Source organism: Bradyrhizobium sp. Arg816, from assembly GCF_029989365.1.
In the GTDB taxonomy this organism is placed as follows: Bacteria; Pseudomonadota; Alphaproteobacteria; order Rhizobiales; family Xanthobacteraceae; genus Bradyrhizobium.
This window is the reverse complement of record NZ_JAPRAQ010000001.1, coordinates 350,276-368,300: the sequence shown is the minus strand read 5'-3', so window position 1 is coordinate 368,300 and position 18,025 is coordinate 350,276. Positions and strand designations below refer to the sequence as shown.

Here is an 18,025-nt window from a genome sequence, read left to right as displayed (position 1 = left end):
GGGAGGCTGTGGTGATCTCTAACATGGCAGTGGTAAGTCCGTCTGAAGAGCAAGCGTCTGTTGTAACGCGCGATCGCATCGTCTGTTTCGTAAATGACGAGCTCAGTGCAGCGGCTCTGCGCAAGGGCCTCGAAGGTAGCAACTTGTCGATCCGGCGCGGCACGATCCGTAATGCGATACGTATGCTGGAAACCGACACCGAGATATCCGCATTGGTCACGGACATCAGTGGAATCGATGATCCCTTTACCGAACTGGAAAGGCTGGCCGGCGTCTGCCCACCCGATGTTCGGGTGGCGCTGATTGGAGAGAGCAGAGAGATCACCTTCTACCGTGAGCTGATGGAGATCGGCTTGACGGAGTATCTGCCGAGGCCGCTGACACGGGACATGGTGTTGGATCAACTGCGCCCGAAGTTGCTTGGCGATGTGGCGCCCGGTCCCGATCGTGGCGGGCATGTGATCTCGATCTGTGGCGCGCAGGGCGGCGCCGGAGCAACGAGCATTGCCATCAACCTGGCGCTCCAAATCGCGGAGACCACGAAAGCGAAGGTCGCGCTGCTCGACCTTCACCTGCAAGGTGGCGAGACGGCAGTGATGCTGGGTGTTCAGCCTGGACCGGGGCTGCGGATCGCTTTGGAAAACCCGATGCGGGCGGACACATTGTTCCTCGAGCGGGCGGCCATCGATGTCAACGAGCGGGTTTGCCTGATTTCCGCCGATGAAGAGCTTGATGCGCAGCTCGACATCACTGAAGCGGGCGTGAGACACGTGCTCGGTCTGCTCCGGCAACGATTCAACTACATCGTCGTCGATGTGCCTGTCCCGTTTCCGCCGTCGATCCATCCGGTGATCACGCTCTCCCGCCACGTGCTGGTGCTGCTGGAGGCCGAAGTGACCGGACTTCGCAACGCCCATGCACTCCGCACCGCGGTCACCAATATCGCCGGCAAGGATCGGGTCTTTACCTTGCTCAATCGTGCCGGTCGCGCCGGAGGACTTCCCAAGGCCACGATGGCCAAGGCTCTGGGCGCAGAACCGGACATGGTGATCCCCGATCTCGGGAAGGGGATGACCCAAGCGGTCAATCTCGGAATTCCGGCTCTAAAGCACGTATCAGGACTGCGGCGTCACCTCGCTCCGATCGTACGAGAGATCACGGGTGTCGGTGCCGAGAGGAAGGGACTGCTCAGGAGGCTGCTCGGGCTATGAAAAAGTTTGGTCGGCGCGAGGACGACATGCCAGCTCGCTTGCCTGCATTGACGTCAGGCTTGCCTGCGTCGACGCCGAGCTTGCCGGCATCTACGCCAGTCTTGCCTGCATCTCCAAGGCGCGACGAACCTTCCATTCAGCGGCCGGTGATGCCGGCTTCGCTGCGCGAACGGGTCATCGAGCAGATTGAGCCGTCGGTGGCCGCAACTGTTTCGCGCGATGTTCTTCGGCGGCAAATCGAGGAGATCATCCACGGAATTGCCAACCAGGAACGGCTCGAACTGTCGGGTCGTGAGCAGTTTCAGCTAGCGGACGAGATTGCGGACGACATGACCGGCTACGGTCCGCTCCGTCCGCTTCTGCTCGATCAATCGATTAACGACATCATGGTCAACGGACCGAGTAACGTTTACGTCGAGCGAAATGGTAAGCTGGAACGGATCGCGGTGCGATTCCGCGACAATGATCACATCGCCTCGGTAGCACAGAAAATCGCTGCGCAAGTCGGGCGCCGGGTCGACGAATCCAGTCCGATGGTGGATTGCCGCTTGCCGGACGGCAGCCGGGTCAACATCATCTTCCCGCCGCTCGCGATCCATAGCCCCTGCATATCGATCCGGAAATTCCCGAGCCGCCGTCTGGACATGGCCGGCATGATCCAGAACGGCTCGGTGACGGCGGCCATGGGAGCGTTGCTGGAAATCGCCGCCCGATCCCGGCTGAATGTTCTGGTCTCCGGCGGTACCGGTTCTGGCAAGACGACGCTGTTGAACGCCCTGAGCCAGTTCATCGATCACAGTGAGCGCATCGTCACCATCGAGGATGCAGCTGAGTTGCAGCTTCAACAGCCGCACGTGATCAGCCTGGAGACCCGGCCTCCGAGCCTCGAAGGCACGGGGCAGGTGACACAACGCGACCTGGTGTGGAATGCGCTTCGGATGCGTCCCGACCGGATCGTCGTAGGCGAGGTGCGCGGCGCTGAAGCGTTCGACATGCTGCAAGCGATGAACACCGGTCATGATGGTTCGATCTCCACGGTGCATGCCAATAGCGCCCGCGATGCAATGACCCGTATCGAGAACATGGTGCAGATGGGACAGCCGAATCTGCCGCTGCGGGCGATCAGGTCTCAGATCGTCGCTGCGCTGGATCTCATCGTGCAAGTCGAACGCATGCGCGACGGACAGCGCCGCGTCATCCAGATTTGCGAGGTGATCGGGCTGGAAGGCGAGGTGATCACCACCAATGACATCGCGGCGTTCGAATATGAGCACGAGGACGTTCACGGGCGGATATCGGGCACCTATAGGTCCACCAACGCGGTCCCCAAATTCAAGAGCCGCCTGACCTATTATGGGCTTGATCGAGCCTGGGCCGAAGCCATGAGGCAGCTGTAATGCCGGAGTTCCTGACGACAATTGACCTGGCGCTCCTGATCTGCGCAGCAGCTACCGCGTTGTGGCTCGACGCGCGACAACGACGCATCGATCGACAGCTGGCGATCGCTCTGCCAGTCTCAGAGGCGGCGAAACTGCCCTCCATTCGCCGGTTGGAGGCCGGGTCCCGCTGGCAGCTTCTCTTCCGCATGGTCAGTTACAAGCCTGGGATAGCTTACGCCTTGCATCCCGCATATGTGCTATTTGCCGGCGTGATCGCCGCAGTCGCAATCCTCTATGCCAACAGCGTGCTGAGGTTCTCCGACGGTTACGCATATCCCGCGGCTGTTCTTGTCGCGGTCGTGGTGGTGCGAGGTCTGTTTGGATGGCAGCGACATCGTCTCGCCAGTCAACTGTTTCGGCAGCTGCCCGACGCGATCCAGTTGGTGACGAGTACTGTGCGGTCCGGGCTCCCCGTGACCGAGGCATTTCGCACCATTGCTCGCGAGATGCCGCAACCAACCGCCGGGCAGTTTGCAATCGTATGCAGCGAAGTGAGTTTGGGCAGACCTCCAGAGGAGGCTGTCGAAGCTGTCTATCGGCGAACCCAGGTGGCGGAGTATGGGATCTTTGCGGTCACGCTTGCAGTCCAGCTGAAGTCGGGTGGCAGCTTGAGTGAAACGCTGCAAACGCTGGGCGATACTGTGCGGCAGCGTGTCGCGCTCGCGGCTCGCGCGAAGGCTCTGGCTGGAGAGGTGATCTTTTCCTCACGAGCGCTTTCATTGTCGCCCATCATTGTCGGCGGGCTGCTTTACGCGATCAATCCGGTAACAGTCGATCTGCTGATCTATGATCCGACGGGAAACAGGCTGCTGGCCTATGCGGCGGCCTCGGTGATTATCGGGTCCCTTGTGATCCGTTGGATGGTCAGAAGGGAAACAGAACTATGACCCTTGGTCTCGGTTTGGTGGCCCTCGCTATCATAATTGCGGCTGCGACCGCCGTGTTGATGATCCACGAGGTCCACATTCGTGCGTTGAACACACGGGTGTCAAACGCCGTGCTGGGCATTCCCGGCCCGTCAGCGCCCTTCCAGGACGTGACCGGTTGGCTTTCGTCACTCGGCACGCGGTACCGACGGTTCTACTCGGTGGAAAATCTCGACCAGCTCCGAATGGTCGTTCAATCGTCGGGTTTGAATCCTCATCGGACCTTGTCGATCTGGATCGGTGTCAAAACCGTCAGCATGTTCCTTTTCCCGGTCGTTGCCTTGTTCGTTGGGCAGCTTCTCGGGAAGCCTCTGGCCGATATGCTGATCTTCGGTCTCATGGGCGTGGTGATCGGAATCATGGGGCCGCGGTTGATCCTGCTAGTGTTGAAGCGGCGCTTCAATGCCGGCATTCGGCTTGGTACTCCGGATATGATCGACTTGCTGGTTGTCTGCAGCGAAGCGGGAATGGGTCTGGAAAGTGCGCTGGAGCGCGTCGCGGACGAGATGAGTGAAACCAATCCTGCCATGGCCCGGGTTTTGTACGGCCTTCTCGATGATCTCAGGATATTGCCAAATCGCAGCGAGGCATTCGAGAAATTGGCATCGACGTCAGAAGGACTTCGCCGGTTCGGCACCATGGTGAGCCAAAGCCTGCAATACGGAACGCCGTTGAGTCAGGCCTTGCGCAGCATCGCCATCGACCTCCGGCGAGAGCGCATTACCAATCTGGAGGAACGAGCTCACAAGCTGGGCGCCAAGCTGACGATTCCGATGGTGCTGTTCCTGCTTCCGGCCATGTTCGTCATTTTGGGTGGCAGTCCGTTCCTGCATCTTGTGCGTACGTTCTCCAGCATCGGGGTGAAGTGAGCCATGAACACGCTGACCCTGTCGAAGAACCGGTCGCTGTCGAAGAGCCGGCCTCATGAGTGGACGATGCAACTGCTCGGCAGCATGTGGTTCATGTTGCTGGCACTCTGCGTCGCCATCAGAATTGGCTCGTTTACCGATCCCTGGCCATCACTTCTGTCGAGCTTTTGCCTTGCCATCTTCTACATGCTGCTGGCGCTGCTGATCCTGACGAGATCACCGGCAAAGGCGCATGCGGACGGGGTCATGCCGAGAATAGCTGCATTCGTCGGCTCCTATCTGCCGTGGACGATCTCCTTCTTCGGCAAGACCGACGAGGCGTTGCCGAACCTGCTGTCGACCGCCTGCGTGCTGATCGGCCTGGTCATGATGCTTGTCACCATCCGGCACCTGGGGCGGTCGTTCAGCCTGGTGCCGCAGGCGCGTTCGGTGGTGCAAACCGGCCCCTATCGATGGATCAAGCATCCGCTCTATTTCGCGGAAGAGATCGTGATCGTGGGCGTCGTGCTGCAATACCTGACACCGGTCACGGTGCTTGTGCTGGTCCTGCATATCGGCGTTCAGGTGTGCCGGATCCTCTACGAGGAAGACCTGCTTCGGCGCACTTGCCCGGAATATTCGAGTTACGAAGCATCGCGTTGGAGATTGATCCCTTACGTTTGGTGAGCGCTATGCGTGGCAGAACTGTCATGGACATCGGTCGGATCGCTCGTGCCCTGAGGCTGCATCCAGACGTGCCAAGAGCCCGTCGAGGCGGGCGCGCGAGTCATCAAAGATCTTTCATCGCCGATCAGCGCGGCGCGGCCGCGCTTGAGATGATGTTCGTTTACATCATCCTGGTGTCGAGCCTGCTCATGCCGCTTGCCGATGTCGCCGCCGCGGGTTTTCGGTTCGTATCCGGGTGGGAGGCACTGCGCGCCTTCGGGCAAAAGATCCAGTACAACCCGCCACAGGACATTACTTCCTGGGCAAGCTGGAAGTCGGCGCTCCCCACGTCGGTGTCGGGTTATCCCATCAACAATCTCCAGGTCGTCTGCAGCGATAGCATGGCCGCCTGCTCCGCAGCCAACCCTGGTTCGCCCAAGCACTACACCTACTCCACGACCGTCACCGTGGCGCCGATCGTGCTGCGATCGGTGATCTGTCGGAGCGGCAACGCCAATCCCTGTTCGTTCACACTGGTTTACGCAGAGCGATTTCAATAGGAGTGGTCCATGCGTGGCTTGCTTCACTCTCGTCGCGGTGCCGCCGCCTTTGCAACCGTTCTCGCCCTGACGCCGTTGATAGGAGTGGTTGCGCTCGGGGGTGAGGCGGGATCGTGGTACGTGACGAGGCAGCACGCGCAGAATGCCGCCGATGCCGCCGCTGTCTCGGGTGCCATGCAGCAATTGTGCTTATCGAACGCACCGTGCGCGGTTACGCAAACCGTGGACTATCGCGCCAAGCAGGCCGCGGCACAGAACGCGTTCTGCAACACGGGCAGCACGTCCTATCCCGGCTCCCAGTGTGGGGGCGGCCTTCCGTCGGGAATCTCGCAGTCGGTCCAGATCGCTTCGCTCACGTCATGGAAGGGGACGGCCGGAACTTACGTTCAGGCCACTGTCAGCCAGCAACAGCCAGCATACCTGGCGCGCGTGCTTGGATTGACCACTGTCACCATACCCGCGACGGCCGTGGCCACAATCAAGAGTGTGCTGTACCCGCCTTGCGTCCTGGCATTGACAGGCCCCATCGGTTTCCAAGGCAGCCCGAACATCAATGCGCCCAATTGCGGAATGGCCTCGAACAGTACGGCCAAGAATGCAATCGACTTCACCGGCGGCGGGATGACCATGAATCTCGGCTCGCTGTCGACTGTCGGTGGCTGCACGGGTGCCGCATCGTTCTGTAACAAGGCGTTGACGTATTTGCCGACCCCGACCGCCAATCCCTTCTCCGCTCTCGATGGCGCGCTCACCACGTTGTGCGGAGCGAATCCCACGCTCCCCGCCAAATGCGGTCTTCCAACTTGCGCGTCACTAAACATTCCAAACGCTCCGAAACTCGTCGCTTACACGGCCACCTCCAAATGCACGAATGACAATGTTTCGACGACAGGAAATAGCAATTTGAACTTGGCTTCAGGCGTGTCGGTGTACTTCATCTCAAATACGTTGTCCCTCAAAGGCGGCTCCTCGATCACCTGTAACAGTCCATGCACAGGAGTGACCTTCATTCTGCTGCCCGGGGCGACAATCGACACGAAGGGGGGCGGCACGCTCACCCTCAAGGGGCCGGCAACAGCTCCAAGTCTCGCGTCGCTTCCCACGGCCCTTCAGTCCAGCGCTGCATTATTCCAGTACATGTCCATGTACGATGCTTCAGCGGCGGATGTGAGCTTTGGCGGAAACAGCAACATCACCCTTACAGGAAACATCTATGCGCCGAACGCATCGGTGACTTTTCAGGGCAATCCGACGATCGCCGTAGGCGGCACCGGCGGCGGTTGTGGCCAGTTGATCGCCAAGTCAGTCGCGTTCAACGGCAATGCCACCTTTGACACCACCGGGTGCCCATCGCAAACGAAGCTGCCGAAAAGCCAGTATGTCCAGTTGGTGCAATGATGAGAAAGCTCGATCAGCGCGGCATCGGGGCGATGGAATTTTGCCTGGTCGGCTTGCCGCTTTTCATACTGATGTTCACCATCTTCGATCTGGGGCGTTACGCAATCACCATGCAGTCGTTGCGAACGCTCGCGAATGCCGGTGCTCGGGCATGGATGATCAACGACTGCTTCGTCAATAGCGCAATGAGCAAGACTGCGCCAACCTGTAGCGGTGACCCTCTACCATCGGCGGCGGCCAAAAAAGCCGTCGCCCCAATGCTGTTTGCCGGCGGTCTCACGCCGACACTGAACACGGCTGCGGGAGCCGCTGCGCTCACTGTGACAGCATCTGATCCGAGCTTCAGGATGCTGATGCCGATATGGGGCGCAGCATTGAACGCGCCGAGCGCGTCCACCACCATTCCCTTCTAGGAATGTTGTCCTGCGACGCCGGCCTGGTTCTGAACCGGTACTCCGAAACGCGGTAGGAATTCGCCGAGTGGCGGGGCCGCTGAAACGAGTCGGGGCGCTCATGCTGCAAAATATGTCCAGTCAGGTCGAACGAGTGGTGCTCGCTCGCAACATCGAGAAACTTTCGCTGACGCTGCGGCAAAGTAGCGAGAGGCTCGCCTTGCAAGGACGCGGCACGAAGGAAATGATCTTGATCCTCATTCGGGGCCGGCTGCGCGCCGGAAAATGCGAAGTAACGGATTTGTAGTGGGACCGACGTAAGCTTTGCGACGTGGTGCGCGAAGGAGAGTTGTTAGGAAGTCGAGCACGTAGAATTACGGGACAGCTGCGGATCGCGGCGAGGGGGGAATCGAAATGGGTGGCCGTCGCATTTCGAGAAGGGCAGGAGCGAGACTTCTCGCCTTGAGCGTGTTGGCACTGGGCCCCGCGCTTGTGCTGCCTGGTTCCGTCGACCGCACAGCGGCCGCAGAGCGGCGGTCCTCCGGCGGCGGCGTCTTCGTGAGCGAAATGAGCGACGTCCAGCGGGTCAAGGTGGTCGTCAACAAGTCCCGTACCTTCAAGGTCGATACGCCCTTTGCTACGATTGTCGCCGGCTCGCCTGACATCGTCGACGTGAAGTCGCTGAGCGATCACCTGATCTACGTCCAGGGCAAGCAGACCGGCACCACCAACGTCATCCTGTTCGACAGCTCGATGAAGCAGATCGGGATCCTCGACGTCGAGGTCGTGATCGACACAGGCAATCTGCAGCAGAACATTCGGACCAGCACCGGCGGGCAGGGCATTCGCGTCACGGCCTCCGAGGGGCAGGTGGTGCTCAGCGGAATGGCCGCCGACGCGGTCGTGGCCGAGCGAGCCATGGCAATCGCCACCAGCACCGTTGCGAAAGGGGGCGTCGTCGTCAACGCGATGAGCGTCGCGGCACCGCAACAGGTGATGCTCGAGGTGCGCTTTCTTGAGGTGAATCGGGAGGCTGGGCGTAACCTCGGCGTGAACCTTTATGCGGCGAACGCCAACGGCACTAACGTCGGTAATACTGGGCTGGGGAGTGCGACCGCCGGCCGAACACCGATTGGTGGTATTAATACGGTCCAAAACCCCATTGGTAATACTGGCGGTACGCCTGTTGGTGCTTCTCCTACCGGCAGTCTTCCGCTGCTCGGAACTGTGGGAACGCTCGTCGGCACCGCAGGCGGCGTCGCCCCGATCCCGTTCGGAAGCTTGTTGACCAGCATTCTTCGGACCAGCAACGGAGGCTCGGTGGACCTGCTGATCTCTGCATTGGAAACGAAAGGATTGGTTCGCCGGTTGGCGGAGCCGAATTTGACTACCCTTTCCGGCGATGCCGCCCGCTTCCTGGCTGGCGGTGAATTTCCAGTGCCGATCCCGAACACGACGACGACCGGTTTTCCCACCATCACCATCGATTACAAGAAGTTCGGTGTCGAGTTGGCCTTCGTGCCCACCGTTCTCTCGCGGGGCGTGATCAATCTTCGGGTTGAGCCGTCGGTGAGCGAGCTTGATTTCACCAATGCGGTGACGATTCAGGGGACGACAGTTCCTGCTTTGACCCGCCGCGACGCGCGCACCACGGTCGAATTGCGCGACGGCCAGAGTTTTGCCATCGCCGGCCTGCTCCAGACCCGCAACCGGCAGGACGTTTCGCAATTGCCCTGGATCGGCTCGGTGCCCGTGCTTGGAACCTTGTTCAGCAGCAAGTCCTACCTGCAGGAGGAAACGGACCTCGTCATCATCATCACGCCGCGCCTGGTCGCGCCGGCGGCGCCCGGTCAGCAATTGGCGTCGCCGCTCGACTCCCGCCTGCCGGCCAACGATGTCGACTTCTTCCTCAATGGCCAGATGGAAGTCCGCAAGCGGTACGACGACTACGTCAATTCCGGTGGCGACGTGAAGGGCCCCTACGGCCACATCATCGCTCCTGAGCTCAGGACGCCCGTTCCGCGCCCAGCCGCCGCCGCCGACCAGCCGGTCGTAAAGACCCTCAACTAGGAGCGAGAGATGACCATCAGGTATCTGGTTCTGTTCGCGCCCTTCCTGCTCGGGGGATGTTACGGCCTCGCCGGTCATGACGAGATGGACCGCTACTTCCAGCGTTCCGATTCCATCACGATGAGCGCCGGTGATGCCAAGCAGGTCAACGCCGTTACCCATACGATCCACCCATGGCCGCGATACGTCGGTGATCGCAGGATCGCGTACGACGCGCGGCGCGTTGGCGCCGCCGTGACACGTTATGGCAACACGAAACAGCCGGTGGATCAGCTTCCCGATGTTGGCGATGCGACGAAACAGATGGGCGTGCGGCCTACCGCAACCCAGAACATCGACATAGAAGGATTGCCGCCTGGAACGAACGGTGGAGTATCGGTGCCGGTCGGCGGTCCCGCGATCGGAGGCGGCAGGTAACGACTTTTGGGAAATGACCTTGGCGATTTTGCGTGCGGACGGCGTAGTAATTCCGCTGGGCCGCGTGGGGGGACGAGGGTTTATGCGGCGCGTGATTCTGATGCTGACCTGTTGCTGGACGGGGATAGGTCTTGCGGCATGTGACTACACGACGCGGGTGGCTGCCATTGTCGCCCCCGTGGATCCGCCGGGCGGTGACCCCGTGCAGGAGCCCACCGACGTCAAGTATTATCCGTCGGACGAGCCCGTGCGGCTGGGCCTGGAGCATTTCAACCGCGGCAACTACGGGATCGCGCAGCGCTACTTCAAGGACGCTGTCGAGAAGTCACCGAAGGACGTGACGGCCTGGGTCGGGCTGGCGGCGAGCTATGATCGGATACGCCGGTTTGACCTTGCTGATCAGGCTTACACCCAGGCGATCCGGCTCGGAGGCGAAACCGTTCAAATCCTGAATGACCAGGGATATTCGTACATGCTGCGCGGCAATCTGAATGCGGCGCGGCGAAAGTTCGAGAAGGCCTATTCGCTCGATCCAGGCAACCCGGTCATCGCCAATAACCTCGAGCTTCTCAATGGCAGCCGGCGGTTCATTGAGAGGCCGCCGAACAATCAGCCTTGAAACGCGGTCGATTGATTCTATCGATGTCGATTGGACGCGCATGCCGGTCGAAGACAGCCGGCCTAGCTCGGACCTGACTTCCAACTGGTCGCGAATTCCCGACGATTAATACGGCGGCAGGACCGCGTCGACCTTTTGACTGTCTCTCCTGACGATGATGATCGCCCCGTTTCGGATGGCGAACCGCGCGCCAGCCAATCTGGGCATCTTCTCCGCTAGCGATGATGGCAGAGGGATTGTCCCTCCCGTGACGGGATCGCCGACGTTCACGGCTGGTGTCGCCGGGCCCGCAAACGGCGCCGGCTTGATATACTCACGGATCAACTGAGTTTCCTCGCGCGAGAACGCGAGCGGTTCCTGTCGGGACAGATTTTCCGCCAAAGCCTTGTTCTTTTCGGCGGCGGCCTTGATCTCCGCCAGCCTGGCCTTCTCCGCCTGATCATAACTCGCCAGTCGTTCTCTCAAGGGAAGCAATTCGCGTTGGAGCGAGGCGATCTCGGCTTTGAGGGATTTGATCTGAGCGAGTGCGAGCAGCCCGCCGGCGCAGACCGCGACGACGAGTAAGGTCAGGAGCGCAAAGGTTCCGCCGCTAATCCCCGCGCTTCTGCGCGGGACGGCCGTATTCGGTACATCGTGCACCAGATGACCGCGCCAGATGCGGCTCAATCGATCGAGCCTCGCGGCGAGTGCCTTGAGCAGCTTCTGTCGGCGCGAAACCTCTCGTGCGGGCGGCAGGAGCCCGAAGCCCGAACTTCGCGTCAGGAAAGCAGGGGCATCGGCAGCGCGATCGGTCGCGATAGGCTGACCATTCGCGAAGACAGTCTGGTCGGGATCTGCTCGGTGCGAGACCCGCGACCTGTCAATTTGGTCGTCGGCCGCGCCTCTTCCATCAGCAGCGTTCAACATCTCGCCTCCGTGGAATTGAGGCTATCATGCCTGCTCAATATTTGCGATCGGCTGGAGCGGTGCAGCACCGTCAGAGAGACTAATGCCGATCAAGGCGATCAAGCTGAAATCGAATCCGAACGCCATCGGGGTCCGCGTGGGTCGCGATGCAGTCTTCGACAATCCGTCGAGCGTTCGACGCCGGGATGTCCGGAAGTCACCCAGACCCGGCCGCCGATGGCGACAACAACGACCGTCGTGCTCTTTCAGGAGGCTTGCCTCGGGCTTTTGCGGTGGCTTAGGTGCCGAACGGCCAATTTGATGAAATTGCGCACGACCATCGAGGTCTCATCCTCTCGGAACACCAGAAACACATCGGCTGAGGGTGGTGAGGGTCTGATGGGCCGGAATACAATGTCGGCTGTCGTGAAGCGCGCAATGGACTGGGGCACCAGTGCCACGCCGAAGCCCGCCACGATCAGGCTCGGAATCGACTGGGCGTCGACGACCTGCTGGGATACCCGCGGCAAAAAGCCGGCATCGACACAGCATTTCTGGATGTAGCGTGCGAACTCCGAGCTATTGGGGTCGAGGACGATGTGATCCTCCGATGCTAGTTCGCCAAGCGCAACCCGCTTGCGCCCGGCCAACGGGTGCGCGTGCGGCAGTGCGAGGACCACCTCTTCCCGCCAAGCAAGCTTGCTGGTCAGGCCGTGTTCGGTCGGAACGCTGCGAATGAGACAAATGTTGGTCGTGCGGTTGAGGAGTGCTGCGATCTGCAATGCAGGCGCCTGCTCATGCACCGTGGTTTTCACCGACGGAGCAACCTTTCGGTAGGCGGCAAGCAGTTCCGCCAGCCGACCGCGCAGGATGGAGCCGGTCGCACCAACGTCAAGCGTGCCGATAAGGCCGGCGCCGATCGACTGAACTTCGTCTTCCGCGAGCTTGATTTGCTGGAGAATGGCGCGACCTCGGCCCAGCAGGGCTTCACCGGCCTTCGTCAGTTCGACCCTGCGGCTGGTCCTGTGGAGAAGCTGCGTCTTGAGCTCGGCCTCCAGCGTCTGGATGTGCTGGCTCAGCGGTGGTTGGGAAAGGTTCAGTCGCCGAGCGGCGAGGGTGAAGCTGCGCTCTTCGGCGACGGCGATGAAGTAACGAAGCTGGCGGAGATCCATTCGGAAAACCTATCAATCGTGTCGTTCTATATATTGGACTTGAGATCCGCGATGGTCAACGAATGCCCGACGGAGCCGTCTGCGAGCCGGGCATGGTCCGCGATCACGGCAAGCGCGCTCCTTTGTGCGTACGACGACACGTCACCACCAAACAACAAGATAGGCGGAGGCCTGAAGGCCCACCAAGCCGCGCCAGTCGAAGACCAGCCAAGCGAGGAAAAGCCGTGCCCAAGATCTTCAAGTCACTCTTCTTCCAAGTCGTCATTGCGCTAATGCTGGGCATCGCCCTCGGCATGGCTAATCCCGACCTCGCCCTTCAGATGAAGCCGCTCGGCGACGGCTTCATCAAGCTGATCAAGATGCTGGTGCCTGTGATCGTGTTCTGCGTCGTCGTGCACGGTATCGCGGCGGCGGGAGACCTGTCGAAGGTTGGAAGGGTTGGCATCCGCTCCCTGCTGTATTTCGAGATCGTCACCACCGTCGCACTGGTGTTCGGCATTGGGCTTGCCTACTATTTCGAGCCGGGCGCGGGAATGAACATCGACCCGAAGACGCTCGACGCCAAGGCCCTTAGCGGGTTCAGCCAGTCCGCGGCTCAGGTCGCCGGAGGCGGCGTCTCCGAATTCCTGATGAAGCTCATCCCCTCGACGATTGTGGGGGCCTTCAGCTCCGGCGACGTCCTGCAGGTGCTGATCGTCTCGATCATGTTCGGCTGCGCCGTGTCCTTGTGCGGCGAGCGAGCGAAGCCGGTCGTCGAGTTCATCGAGCGCGTGAACGAGATCATCTTCAAGATGATGAATTTCGTCGTCCGGCTCGCGCCGCTCGGCGTCTTCGGTGCCATCGCCTTCACGGTCGGGAAGTACGGTGTTGGTTCGCTCAAGCAACTCGGCGGGCTCGTCGGCCTGTTCTATTTGGCCGTGGTCCTGTTTGTGATCGTGGTGCTGGGCGCGATCATGCGCCTGTCCGGCTTCAGCCTGTTCAAGTTGCTCGCCTACTTGCGCGAAGAATTGATGATCGTTCTCGGCACCGCCGCAGGTGACAGCGTTCTGCCGCAAACCATGCGAAAGCTCGAGCAGCTCGGCATCAAGCGGTCGACGGTTGGTCTGGTAATACCGACCGGATACTCGTTCAATCTGGACGCGTTCTCCATCTACTTGACGCTGGCCGCAGTCTTCATCGCACAGGCGACCAACACACCGCTTGCGACAGGCGATCTCTTGGCCATCCTTGGCATCGCGTTGCTCACCTCGAAGGGCGCGCACGGCGTTCCGGGCTCGGCCATCGTCGTGCTCGCCGCGACGCTTGCCGCTATCCCGGCTATTCCGGCGATTGGCCTCGTGCTCATCCTGTCGGTCGACTGGTTCATCGGCATTGCCCGCGCCCTCGGCAATTATGTCGGAAACTGCGTTGCCACCGTCGTCGTCGCGTCCTGGGAGGGCGACATCGACAGGGCAAAGGCGCATCGTATCCTGAACGGCGAGATTGATCTCTCAAGTGAGGGGCTGGTCGATGCCGTCGGCGGAGATGAGCCCGTCCCGAGTGCACAGACGGCGTGAAACGCGACTGTTCGTTGGAGTGTGGCGATGCTGACGCTTTCGATTGAGCCTCTAACGAGGAAGGCATTTGCGCCGTTTGGCGATGTCGTCGATACGGATGGGTTGACGCCCCTGCCGATCAACGAAGGCTATGCCCGGCGCTTCAACGATCTCGCTACGATCGACGTCACCGCGGAAGGCGGACAGATCAACATCAGTTGGTTTGTCGCCTCCACCCGGCCTGCGCCGATCGCGATCCGGCTGATGGAGCGCCATCCGCTGGGAAGTCAATTGTTCATGCCCTTGAACCGAAAGGACTGGCTGATCGTCGTCTGCGCGGATCCGCTTATCGCCTCGACCTATCGGGGCTTCGCTGCAACGGGACACCAGGGCGTGAACTATGCCCGCAACTGCTGGCATCATCCGCTGCTTGTTCTGGAAGACTCCAGTCCGTTCTTCGTCGTCGACCGGAAGGGCGGGGGCGACAATCTTGAGGAATATTGGCTGGAAGAGATGATGCAGCTCGATCTTGCGCCGGACAGCATTCTCGGAAAATGACGCGCGACAAGCAGAGCCGCGCAACGACATACCACACGGGAAACCAATAGAGGCCACGATCATGCCATCGCAAACCTATCACGTGCCGCAGGGCGGCCATCCGGCCCAGACGGAGCTCTTGAGCGGCCGGGCGGTCTTCACGAACGCATATGCGGTCATACCCGGCGGCGTGCAGCGCGATATCGTCGTCAGCCATCTGCCGCATTGGGACAACACGCGTGTCTGGGTGCTGGCGCGACCGCTCTCCGGATTCGCCGAGACATTTTCGCACTATCTTATGGAGGTGGCACCGGGTGGGGGAAGTGAGTTGCCGGAGCCGGACAAGGATGCCGAAGGCGCGCTGTTCGTCGCGGGTGGCAAATTGAGCCTCGAGGTGGCGGACAAGGAGCGGGAGCTGCGGCCCGGGGGCTTTGCCTATCTTCCGCCCGGCCGCGGCTGGAGCATTCGCAATCGCAGCTCGAGCCCAGCTCATTTTCATTGGATCCGCAAGCTGTATCAGGGCGTACCGGGGCTTGCTCACCCCGACGTCATCGTGACCAACGAGGACTCGGTCGCACCGACGCTAATGCCAGATACGGATGGGAGATGGAGAACCACACGCTTCATCGATCCGGCCGATGTCCGATATGACATGCACATCAATATTGTCACGTTCGAGCCGGGCGCATCTATTCCCTTCACAGAGACCCATGTCATGGAGCACGGTCTTTACGTTTTGGAGGGCAAAGCCGTCTACCGGCTCAACCAGGATTGGGTCGAGGTCGAGGCTGGAGATTTTATGTGGCTGCGGGCGTTCTGTCCGCAGGCGTGCTACGCCGGGGGCCCAGGTCGGTTCCGTTATCTCCTTTATAAGGATGTCAATCGACACATGGATCTGCGGCCCTTCACGGCAGCGTAAGTTCGGATCAATTCGATCGGTAGCGAACTGAAAATCGAACTCCTCGGAACCAACATGAGCGCCACGGTCGGCAACTGGCTCGGGAAGCTCGGGCGCATTGCAGGAGATCGCGGACGGATCATCCGGACGATGCTGATAATTGCACAAAAGCTCGGGGTTACATCGGCTCGATGCCGATCTTCTTGATGACCGCGGCCCATTTTGTCGTTTCTGATGTCATGAAATCCTTCAGGCCTTGTGGGTCCATCACCATGGGCTCGGCGCCTTGCTCGACGAAGAGGGTGCGCACCTTCGGATCGTTCACGGCTTCCGCCATTGCCGCATAGAGCCTGTCGAGCACGGCTTTGCCTGTGCTCGCGGGCGCGAGCAGAGCAAGCCAAGCGGCGCTCTCGTAATTCTTGAGGCCCGCCTCCGCCGCGGTCGGCACATCCGGCAGCGCGGTCATGCGCTTGTCGCTGGCCACCGCGAGCGGGCGTGCATCGCCGCTCTTGATCAGGCCGATGACGTTCGGCAAGAGCTGGAAGCCAAGCGGACTTGGCCCGCGATGAAGTCCGGCGTGTAGGCGGCGATATTGCGATAGGGAACGTGCGTGATCTCGGTGCCCGTGAGCTGCTCGAAATAGGCGGCCGCGAGATGCTGCGACGAGCCGACGCCGACCGTGCCGTAGTTCAGCTCCCGCGGATGCGCCTTGGCATAATCGATCAGCTCGTTCAGCGATTTCGGTGGCAGCCTCGAATTGATCACGATGACATTCGGTAACGTCGCGAACAGACCGATCGGTACGAGATCCTTCTGCGGATCGTAGGGCAGCTCCTTGTACAGCGACTTGTTCGCGGCCAGCGGGCCGGAGGTGCTCATAAGCAGCGTGTAGCCGTCGGGTGCTGCATGCGCCGCAGCCGCGGTGCCGATATTGCCGCCGGCGCCGGGACGGTTGTCGACCACGAAGGCCTGCCCGAGTGACATCGACATGCGGTTGAGCAGGATGCGGGTGATGACGTCGCTCGCGCTGCCGCCGGCAAAGGGTACGAGCACCTGGACCGGGCGAGCGGGATAGTCTTGCGCTTGTGCAGGCCACAGCCCGGTGGCGGCGAGAGCCGCGCCTGCGCCGAGCGACAGCAACGTCCGGCGGTCAGGGTGGACCATCCCAGCGTACCGCGCTGTGCTGTCCATGAACTTGCTGCGATCGAACCATGCCATCTCGGACTGAATCTCCCGACTGTGTCCTGTTCTGCGAGCCCAGGGAGCGTCCGGAACGAAAGTCGTGCGGGATGAGCGCCAGGCGGCGATTTTTGTGCCTGGACCGTAGTGAGCGGCTCGATGCGACCGTCATGCCGGCTGGTCTCAAAACTTACCAACCCGTCTCATTTTACTGAGGGTGCGACATCTCGTCCGGACGGAGAGCCTGCATTTAAGAGATCGTTTTCCGCCGCGGCTTGTTGCGCACCTTGCGAGATGACAAGGTCGCGCGGACCGAGGGCTCCACGAGTTCGCTTGCCGCTTTCGCGGCCTCCGCGAGGTCGCGACTGACTACATCGAGCACCGCCTTGGCCGCGACCGACACCGCTCGCCGCGGGTGATGCACCCAGGCAATCGAGCGCACGATCCGTTGCTGGTCGAAGCGATGCGCCCGGATGACGCCGCTCGCGAGCGATTGCCGGAGCGCGATGGTCGGCAGCACCGTTGCGAAGTCGGTGGTCGCGATCACGTCGCAGAGCGCGGGCAGGGTGTCGAGCTCGAGCCGCGGCCGCAGGTCGATGCCGATTGCGGCGGCGTGCTCATCCAGGATCAGCCGCAGGCCGTGGCGTTTGGACGGCAGCACGAGGTCGAAGTTTGCGATGTGGTCAAAGCGCAACTTTGCCGGCGGCTTGACCGGGCTGTCCTTGCGGCAGGCAAACACCATCTCCTCATCCATGATGTGATGCGCAGCCAGCGGCGTCTTCCGGCGCGGCACGTTGATCAGCGCGAAATCGAGCTGGCCTGTGTTGACCCAGTCGACCAGCGTCTCGGTATAGCCCTCGCAGGCGGACAGCGTGATTTCGGGATAACGACTGGCGACCGTCGCGGACGAACTGGCCATGGTGCTCTGCGCCACCGACGTGATGAGGCCGACCGAGACCCGCCCCGAAATGCGCCCGCCGAGCTGCGCCATCTCCTGCCGCGCGTGCTCGGCGTCGCGCACGATCGGAGCGGTCAGCCGCACCAGCGCCTCGCCGGCGCTGGTCAGATTCATGCCCTGGACGCTGCGGTCGAACAGCTTCTGGCCGAGCTCGGCCTCGAGCTTGGCGATCTGCATGCTCAGCGCCGGCTGCACGATGTTGAGCTGACGCGCGGCGCGGGTGACGTTCTTTTCCTCGGCGAGGCACAGGAAATATTGCATCTGCCTGAGTTCCACGGGGCCTGTCCCTTCGTTCGCCGGTCTTGCTCGCGCACA

20 protein-coding genes are annotated in these 18,025 nt (G+C 61.2%); 15 read left to right on the top strand and 5 right to left on the bottom strand.

Features of this window, described 5'->3' with window-relative positions:
- Positions 1 to 11: 11 nt before the first annotated feature.
- From OWC48_RS01740 to OWC48_RS01685, 12 genes are all read left to right on the top strand, one after another.
- Positions 12 to 1,211, top strand: a complete 1,200-nt coding sequence (locus tag OWC48_RS01740) for an AAA family ATPase (RefSeq protein ID WP_282518374.1) — start codon at positions 12 to 14, stop codon at positions 1,209 to 1,211.
- Positions 1,208 to 2,608: a CpaF family protein gene (locus tag OWC48_RS01735; protein ID WP_282518373.1), complete on the top strand. Its 1,401-nt coding sequence runs from the start codon at positions 1,208 to 1,210 to the stop codon at positions 2,606 to 2,608. The genes OWC48_RS01740 and OWC48_RS01735 overlap by 4 nt, the downstream gene beginning before the upstream one ends.
- Positions 2,608 to 3,537 carry a type II secretion system F family protein gene (locus tag OWC48_RS01730; protein ID WP_282518372.1) on the top strand — a complete coding sequence of 310 codons (930 nt, stop codon included), beginning with the start codon at positions 2,608 to 2,610 and terminating at the stop codon, positions 3,535 to 3,537. Before OWC48_RS01735 ends, OWC48_RS01730 begins: the two co-directional genes overlap by 1 nt.
- Entirely contained in the window at positions 3,534 to 4,445 is a 912-nt protein-coding gene (locus OWC48_RS01725) for a type II secretion system F family protein (protein WP_282518371.1), read from the top strand. The genes OWC48_RS01730 and OWC48_RS01725 overlap by 4 nt, the downstream gene beginning before the upstream one ends.
- Positions 4,446 to 4,448: 3 nt before the next feature.
- Entirely contained in the window at positions 4,449 to 5,111 is a 663-nt protein-coding gene (locus OWC48_RS01720; protein ID WP_282518370.1) for an isoprenylcysteine carboxylmethyltransferase family protein, read from the top strand.
- Positions 5,112 to 5,134: 23 nt separating this feature from the next.
- Positions 5,135 to 5,650, top strand: a complete 516-nt coding sequence (locus tag OWC48_RS01715; RefSeq protein WP_282518369.1) for a hypothetical protein — start codon at positions 5,135 to 5,137, stop codon at positions 5,648 to 5,650.
- Positions 5,651 to 5,659: 9 nt separating this feature from the next.
- Positions 5,660 to 7,048: a pilus assembly protein TadG-related protein gene (locus OWC48_RS01710; protein WP_282518368.1), complete on the top strand. Its 1,389-nt coding sequence runs from the start codon at positions 5,660 to 5,662 to the stop codon at positions 7,046 to 7,048.
- Positions 7,048 to 7,461: a TadE family protein gene (locus OWC48_RS01705; protein ID WP_282518367.1), complete on the top strand. Its 414-nt coding sequence runs from the start codon at positions 7,048 to 7,050 to the stop codon at positions 7,459 to 7,461. The genes OWC48_RS01710 and OWC48_RS01705 overlap by 1 nt, the downstream gene beginning before the upstream one ends.
- Positions 7,462 to 7,528: 67 nt before the next feature.
- A complete protein-coding gene (locus tag OWC48_RS01700; protein WP_282518366.1) occupies positions 7,529 to 7,747 on the top strand; it encodes a hypothetical protein in 219 nt (72 codons plus the stop codon).
- A 107-nt stretch (positions 7,748 to 7,854) separates the two neighbouring features.
- Positions 7,855 to 9,510: a type II and III secretion system protein family protein gene (locus OWC48_RS01695; RefSeq protein ID WP_282518365.1), complete on the top strand. Its 1,656-nt coding sequence runs from the start codon at positions 7,855 to 7,857 to the stop codon at positions 9,508 to 9,510.
- Positions 9,511 to 9,519: 9 nt separating this feature from the next.
- Positions 9,520 to 9,927, top strand: a complete 408-nt coding sequence (locus OWC48_RS01690) for a hypothetical protein (RefSeq protein ID WP_282518364.1) — start codon at positions 9,520 to 9,522, stop codon at positions 9,925 to 9,927.
- Positions 9,928 to 10,009: 82 nt separating this feature from the next.
- Entirely contained in the window at positions 10,010 to 10,546 is a 537-nt protein-coding gene (locus OWC48_RS01685) for a tetratricopeptide repeat protein (protein WP_404979697.1), read from the top strand.
- 105 nt (positions 10,547 to 10,651) lie between these two features.
- Here the strand turns inward: OWC48_RS01685 and OWC48_RS01680 are convergent, their stop codons facing one another.
- Together OWC48_RS01680 and OWC48_RS01675 are read right to left on the bottom strand one after the other, a co-directional pair.
- Complete coding sequence (locus tag OWC48_RS01680; RefSeq protein WP_282518362.1) at positions 10,652 to 11,452, bottom strand: hypothetical protein; 801 nt, start codon at positions 11,450 to 11,452, stop codon at positions 10,652 to 10,654.
- A gap of 245 nt (positions 11,453 to 11,697) precedes the next feature.
- Entirely contained in the window at positions 11,698 to 12,603 is a 906-nt protein-coding gene (locus tag OWC48_RS01675; RefSeq protein WP_282518361.1) for a LysR substrate-binding domain-containing protein, read from the bottom strand.
- A gap of 224 nt (positions 12,604 to 12,827) precedes the next feature.
- Here OWC48_RS01675 and OWC48_RS01670 point away from each other — a divergent pair, with 224 nt between their 5' ends.
- From OWC48_RS01670 to OWC48_RS01660, 3 genes are all read left to right on the top strand, one after another.
- Complete coding sequence (locus OWC48_RS01670) at positions 12,828 to 14,159, top strand: C4-dicarboxylate transporter DctA (RefSeq protein WP_282518360.1); 1,332 nt, start codon at positions 12,828 to 12,830, stop codon at positions 14,157 to 14,159.
- Between the two features lie 27 nt (positions 14,160 to 14,186).
- A complete protein-coding gene (locus tag OWC48_RS01665; RefSeq protein ID WP_282518359.1) occupies positions 14,187 to 14,696 on the top strand; it encodes an ureidoglycolate lyase in 510 nt (169 codons plus the stop codon).
- 61 nt (positions 14,697 to 14,757) lie between these two features.
- Positions 14,758 to 15,594, top strand: a complete 837-nt coding sequence (locus OWC48_RS01660; protein ID WP_282518358.1) for a bifunctional allantoicase/(S)-ureidoglycine aminohydrolase — start codon at positions 14,758 to 14,760, stop codon at positions 15,592 to 15,594.
- Positions 15,595 to 15,751: 157 nt separating this feature from the next.
- On the opposite strand, the gene OWC48_RS47530 is transcribed toward OWC48_RS01660, so the two are convergent.
- From OWC48_RS47530 to OWC48_RS01645, 3 genes are all read right to left on the bottom strand, one after another.
- The gene (locus OWC48_RS47530; RefSeq protein WP_282518357.1) at positions 15,752 to 16,108 is read right to left on the bottom strand and encodes a tripartite tricarboxylate transporter substrate binding protein; all 357 of its coding nucleotides are present in this window, start codon (positions 16,106 to 16,108) and stop codon (positions 15,752 to 15,754) included.
- Positions 16,087 to 16,791 carry a tripartite tricarboxylate transporter substrate binding protein gene (locus OWC48_RS47525; protein WP_282518356.1) on the bottom strand — a complete coding sequence of 235 codons (705 nt, stop codon included), beginning with the start codon at positions 16,789 to 16,791 and terminating at the stop codon, positions 16,087 to 16,089. The genes OWC48_RS47530 and OWC48_RS47525 overlap by 22 nt, the downstream gene beginning before the upstream one ends.
- A gap of 211 nt (positions 16,792 to 17,002) precedes the next feature.
- Positions 17,003 to 17,971 (bottom strand): LysR family transcriptional regulator, encoded by a 969-nt coding sequence (locus tag OWC48_RS01645; protein WP_282518948.1) that lies wholly within the window; start codon positions 17,969 to 17,971, stop codon positions 17,003 to 17,005.
- Positions 17,972 to 18,025 lie beyond the last annotated feature (54 nt).

What these genes read in the sequence shown, in the direction of transcription:
- OWC48_RS01735 (WP_282518373.1), top strand. Translation starts at nt 1,208, where the DNA reads ATGAAAAAGTTTGGTCGGCGCGAGGACGACATGCCAGCTCGCTTGCCT.
- OWC48_RS01730 (WP_282518372.1), top strand. Translation starts at nt 2,608, where the DNA reads ATGCCGGAGTTCCTGACGACAATTGACCTGGCGCTCCTGATCTGCGCA.
- OWC48_RS01725 (WP_282518371.1), top strand. Translation starts at nt 3,534, where the DNA reads ATGACCCTTGGTCTCGGTTTGGTGGCCCTCGCTATCATAATTGCGGCT.
- OWC48_RS01720 (WP_282518370.1), top strand. Translation starts at nt 4,449, where the DNA reads ATGAACACGCTGACCCTGTCGAAGAACCGGTCGCTGTCGAAGAGCCGG.
- OWC48_RS01715 (WP_282518369.1), top strand. Translation starts at nt 5,135, where the DNA reads ATGGACATCGGTCGGATCGCTCGTGCCCTGAGGCTGCATCCAGACGTG.
- OWC48_RS01710 (WP_282518368.1), top strand. Translation starts at nt 5,660, where the DNA reads ATGCGTGGCTTGCTTCACTCTCGTCGCGGTGCCGCCGCCTTTGCAACC.
- OWC48_RS01705 (WP_282518367.1), top strand. Translation starts at nt 7,048, where the DNA reads ATGAGAAAGCTCGATCAGCGCGGCATCGGGGCGATGGAATTTTGCCTG.
- OWC48_RS01695 (WP_282518365.1), top strand. Translation starts at nt 7,855, where the DNA reads ATGGGTGGCCGTCGCATTTCGAGAAGGGCAGGAGCGAGACTTCTCGCC.
- OWC48_RS01690 (WP_282518364.1), top strand. Translation starts at nt 9,520, where the DNA reads ATGACCATCAGGTATCTGGTTCTGTTCGCGCCCTTCCTGCTCGGGGGA.
- OWC48_RS01685 (WP_404979697.1), top strand. Translation starts at nt 10,010, where the DNA reads ATGCGGCGCGTGATTCTGATGCTGACCTGTTGCTGGACGGGGATAGGT.
- OWC48_RS01680 (WP_282518362.1), bottom strand. Translation starts at nt 11,452, where the DNA reads ATGTTGAACGCTGCTGATGGAAGAGGCGCGGCCGACGACCAAATTGAC.
- OWC48_RS01675 (WP_282518361.1), bottom strand. Translation starts at nt 12,603, where the DNA reads ATGGATCTCCGCCAGCTTCGTTACTTCATCGCCGTCGCCGAAGAGCGC.
- OWC48_RS01665 (WP_282518359.1), top strand. Translation starts at nt 14,187, where the DNA reads ATGCTGACGCTTTCGATTGAGCCTCTAACGAGGAAGGCATTTGCGCCG.
- OWC48_RS01660 (WP_282518358.1), top strand. Translation starts at nt 14,758, where the DNA reads ATGCCATCGCAAACCTATCACGTGCCGCAGGGCGGCCATCCGGCCCAG.
- OWC48_RS47525 (WP_282518356.1), bottom strand. Translation starts at nt 16,791, where the DNA reads ATGGCATGGTTCGATCGCAGCAAGTTCATGGACAGCACAGCGCGGTAC.
- OWC48_RS01645 (WP_282518948.1), bottom strand. Translation starts at nt 17,971, where the DNA reads ATGCAATATTTCCTGTGCCTCGCCGAGGAAAAGAACGTCACCCGCGCC.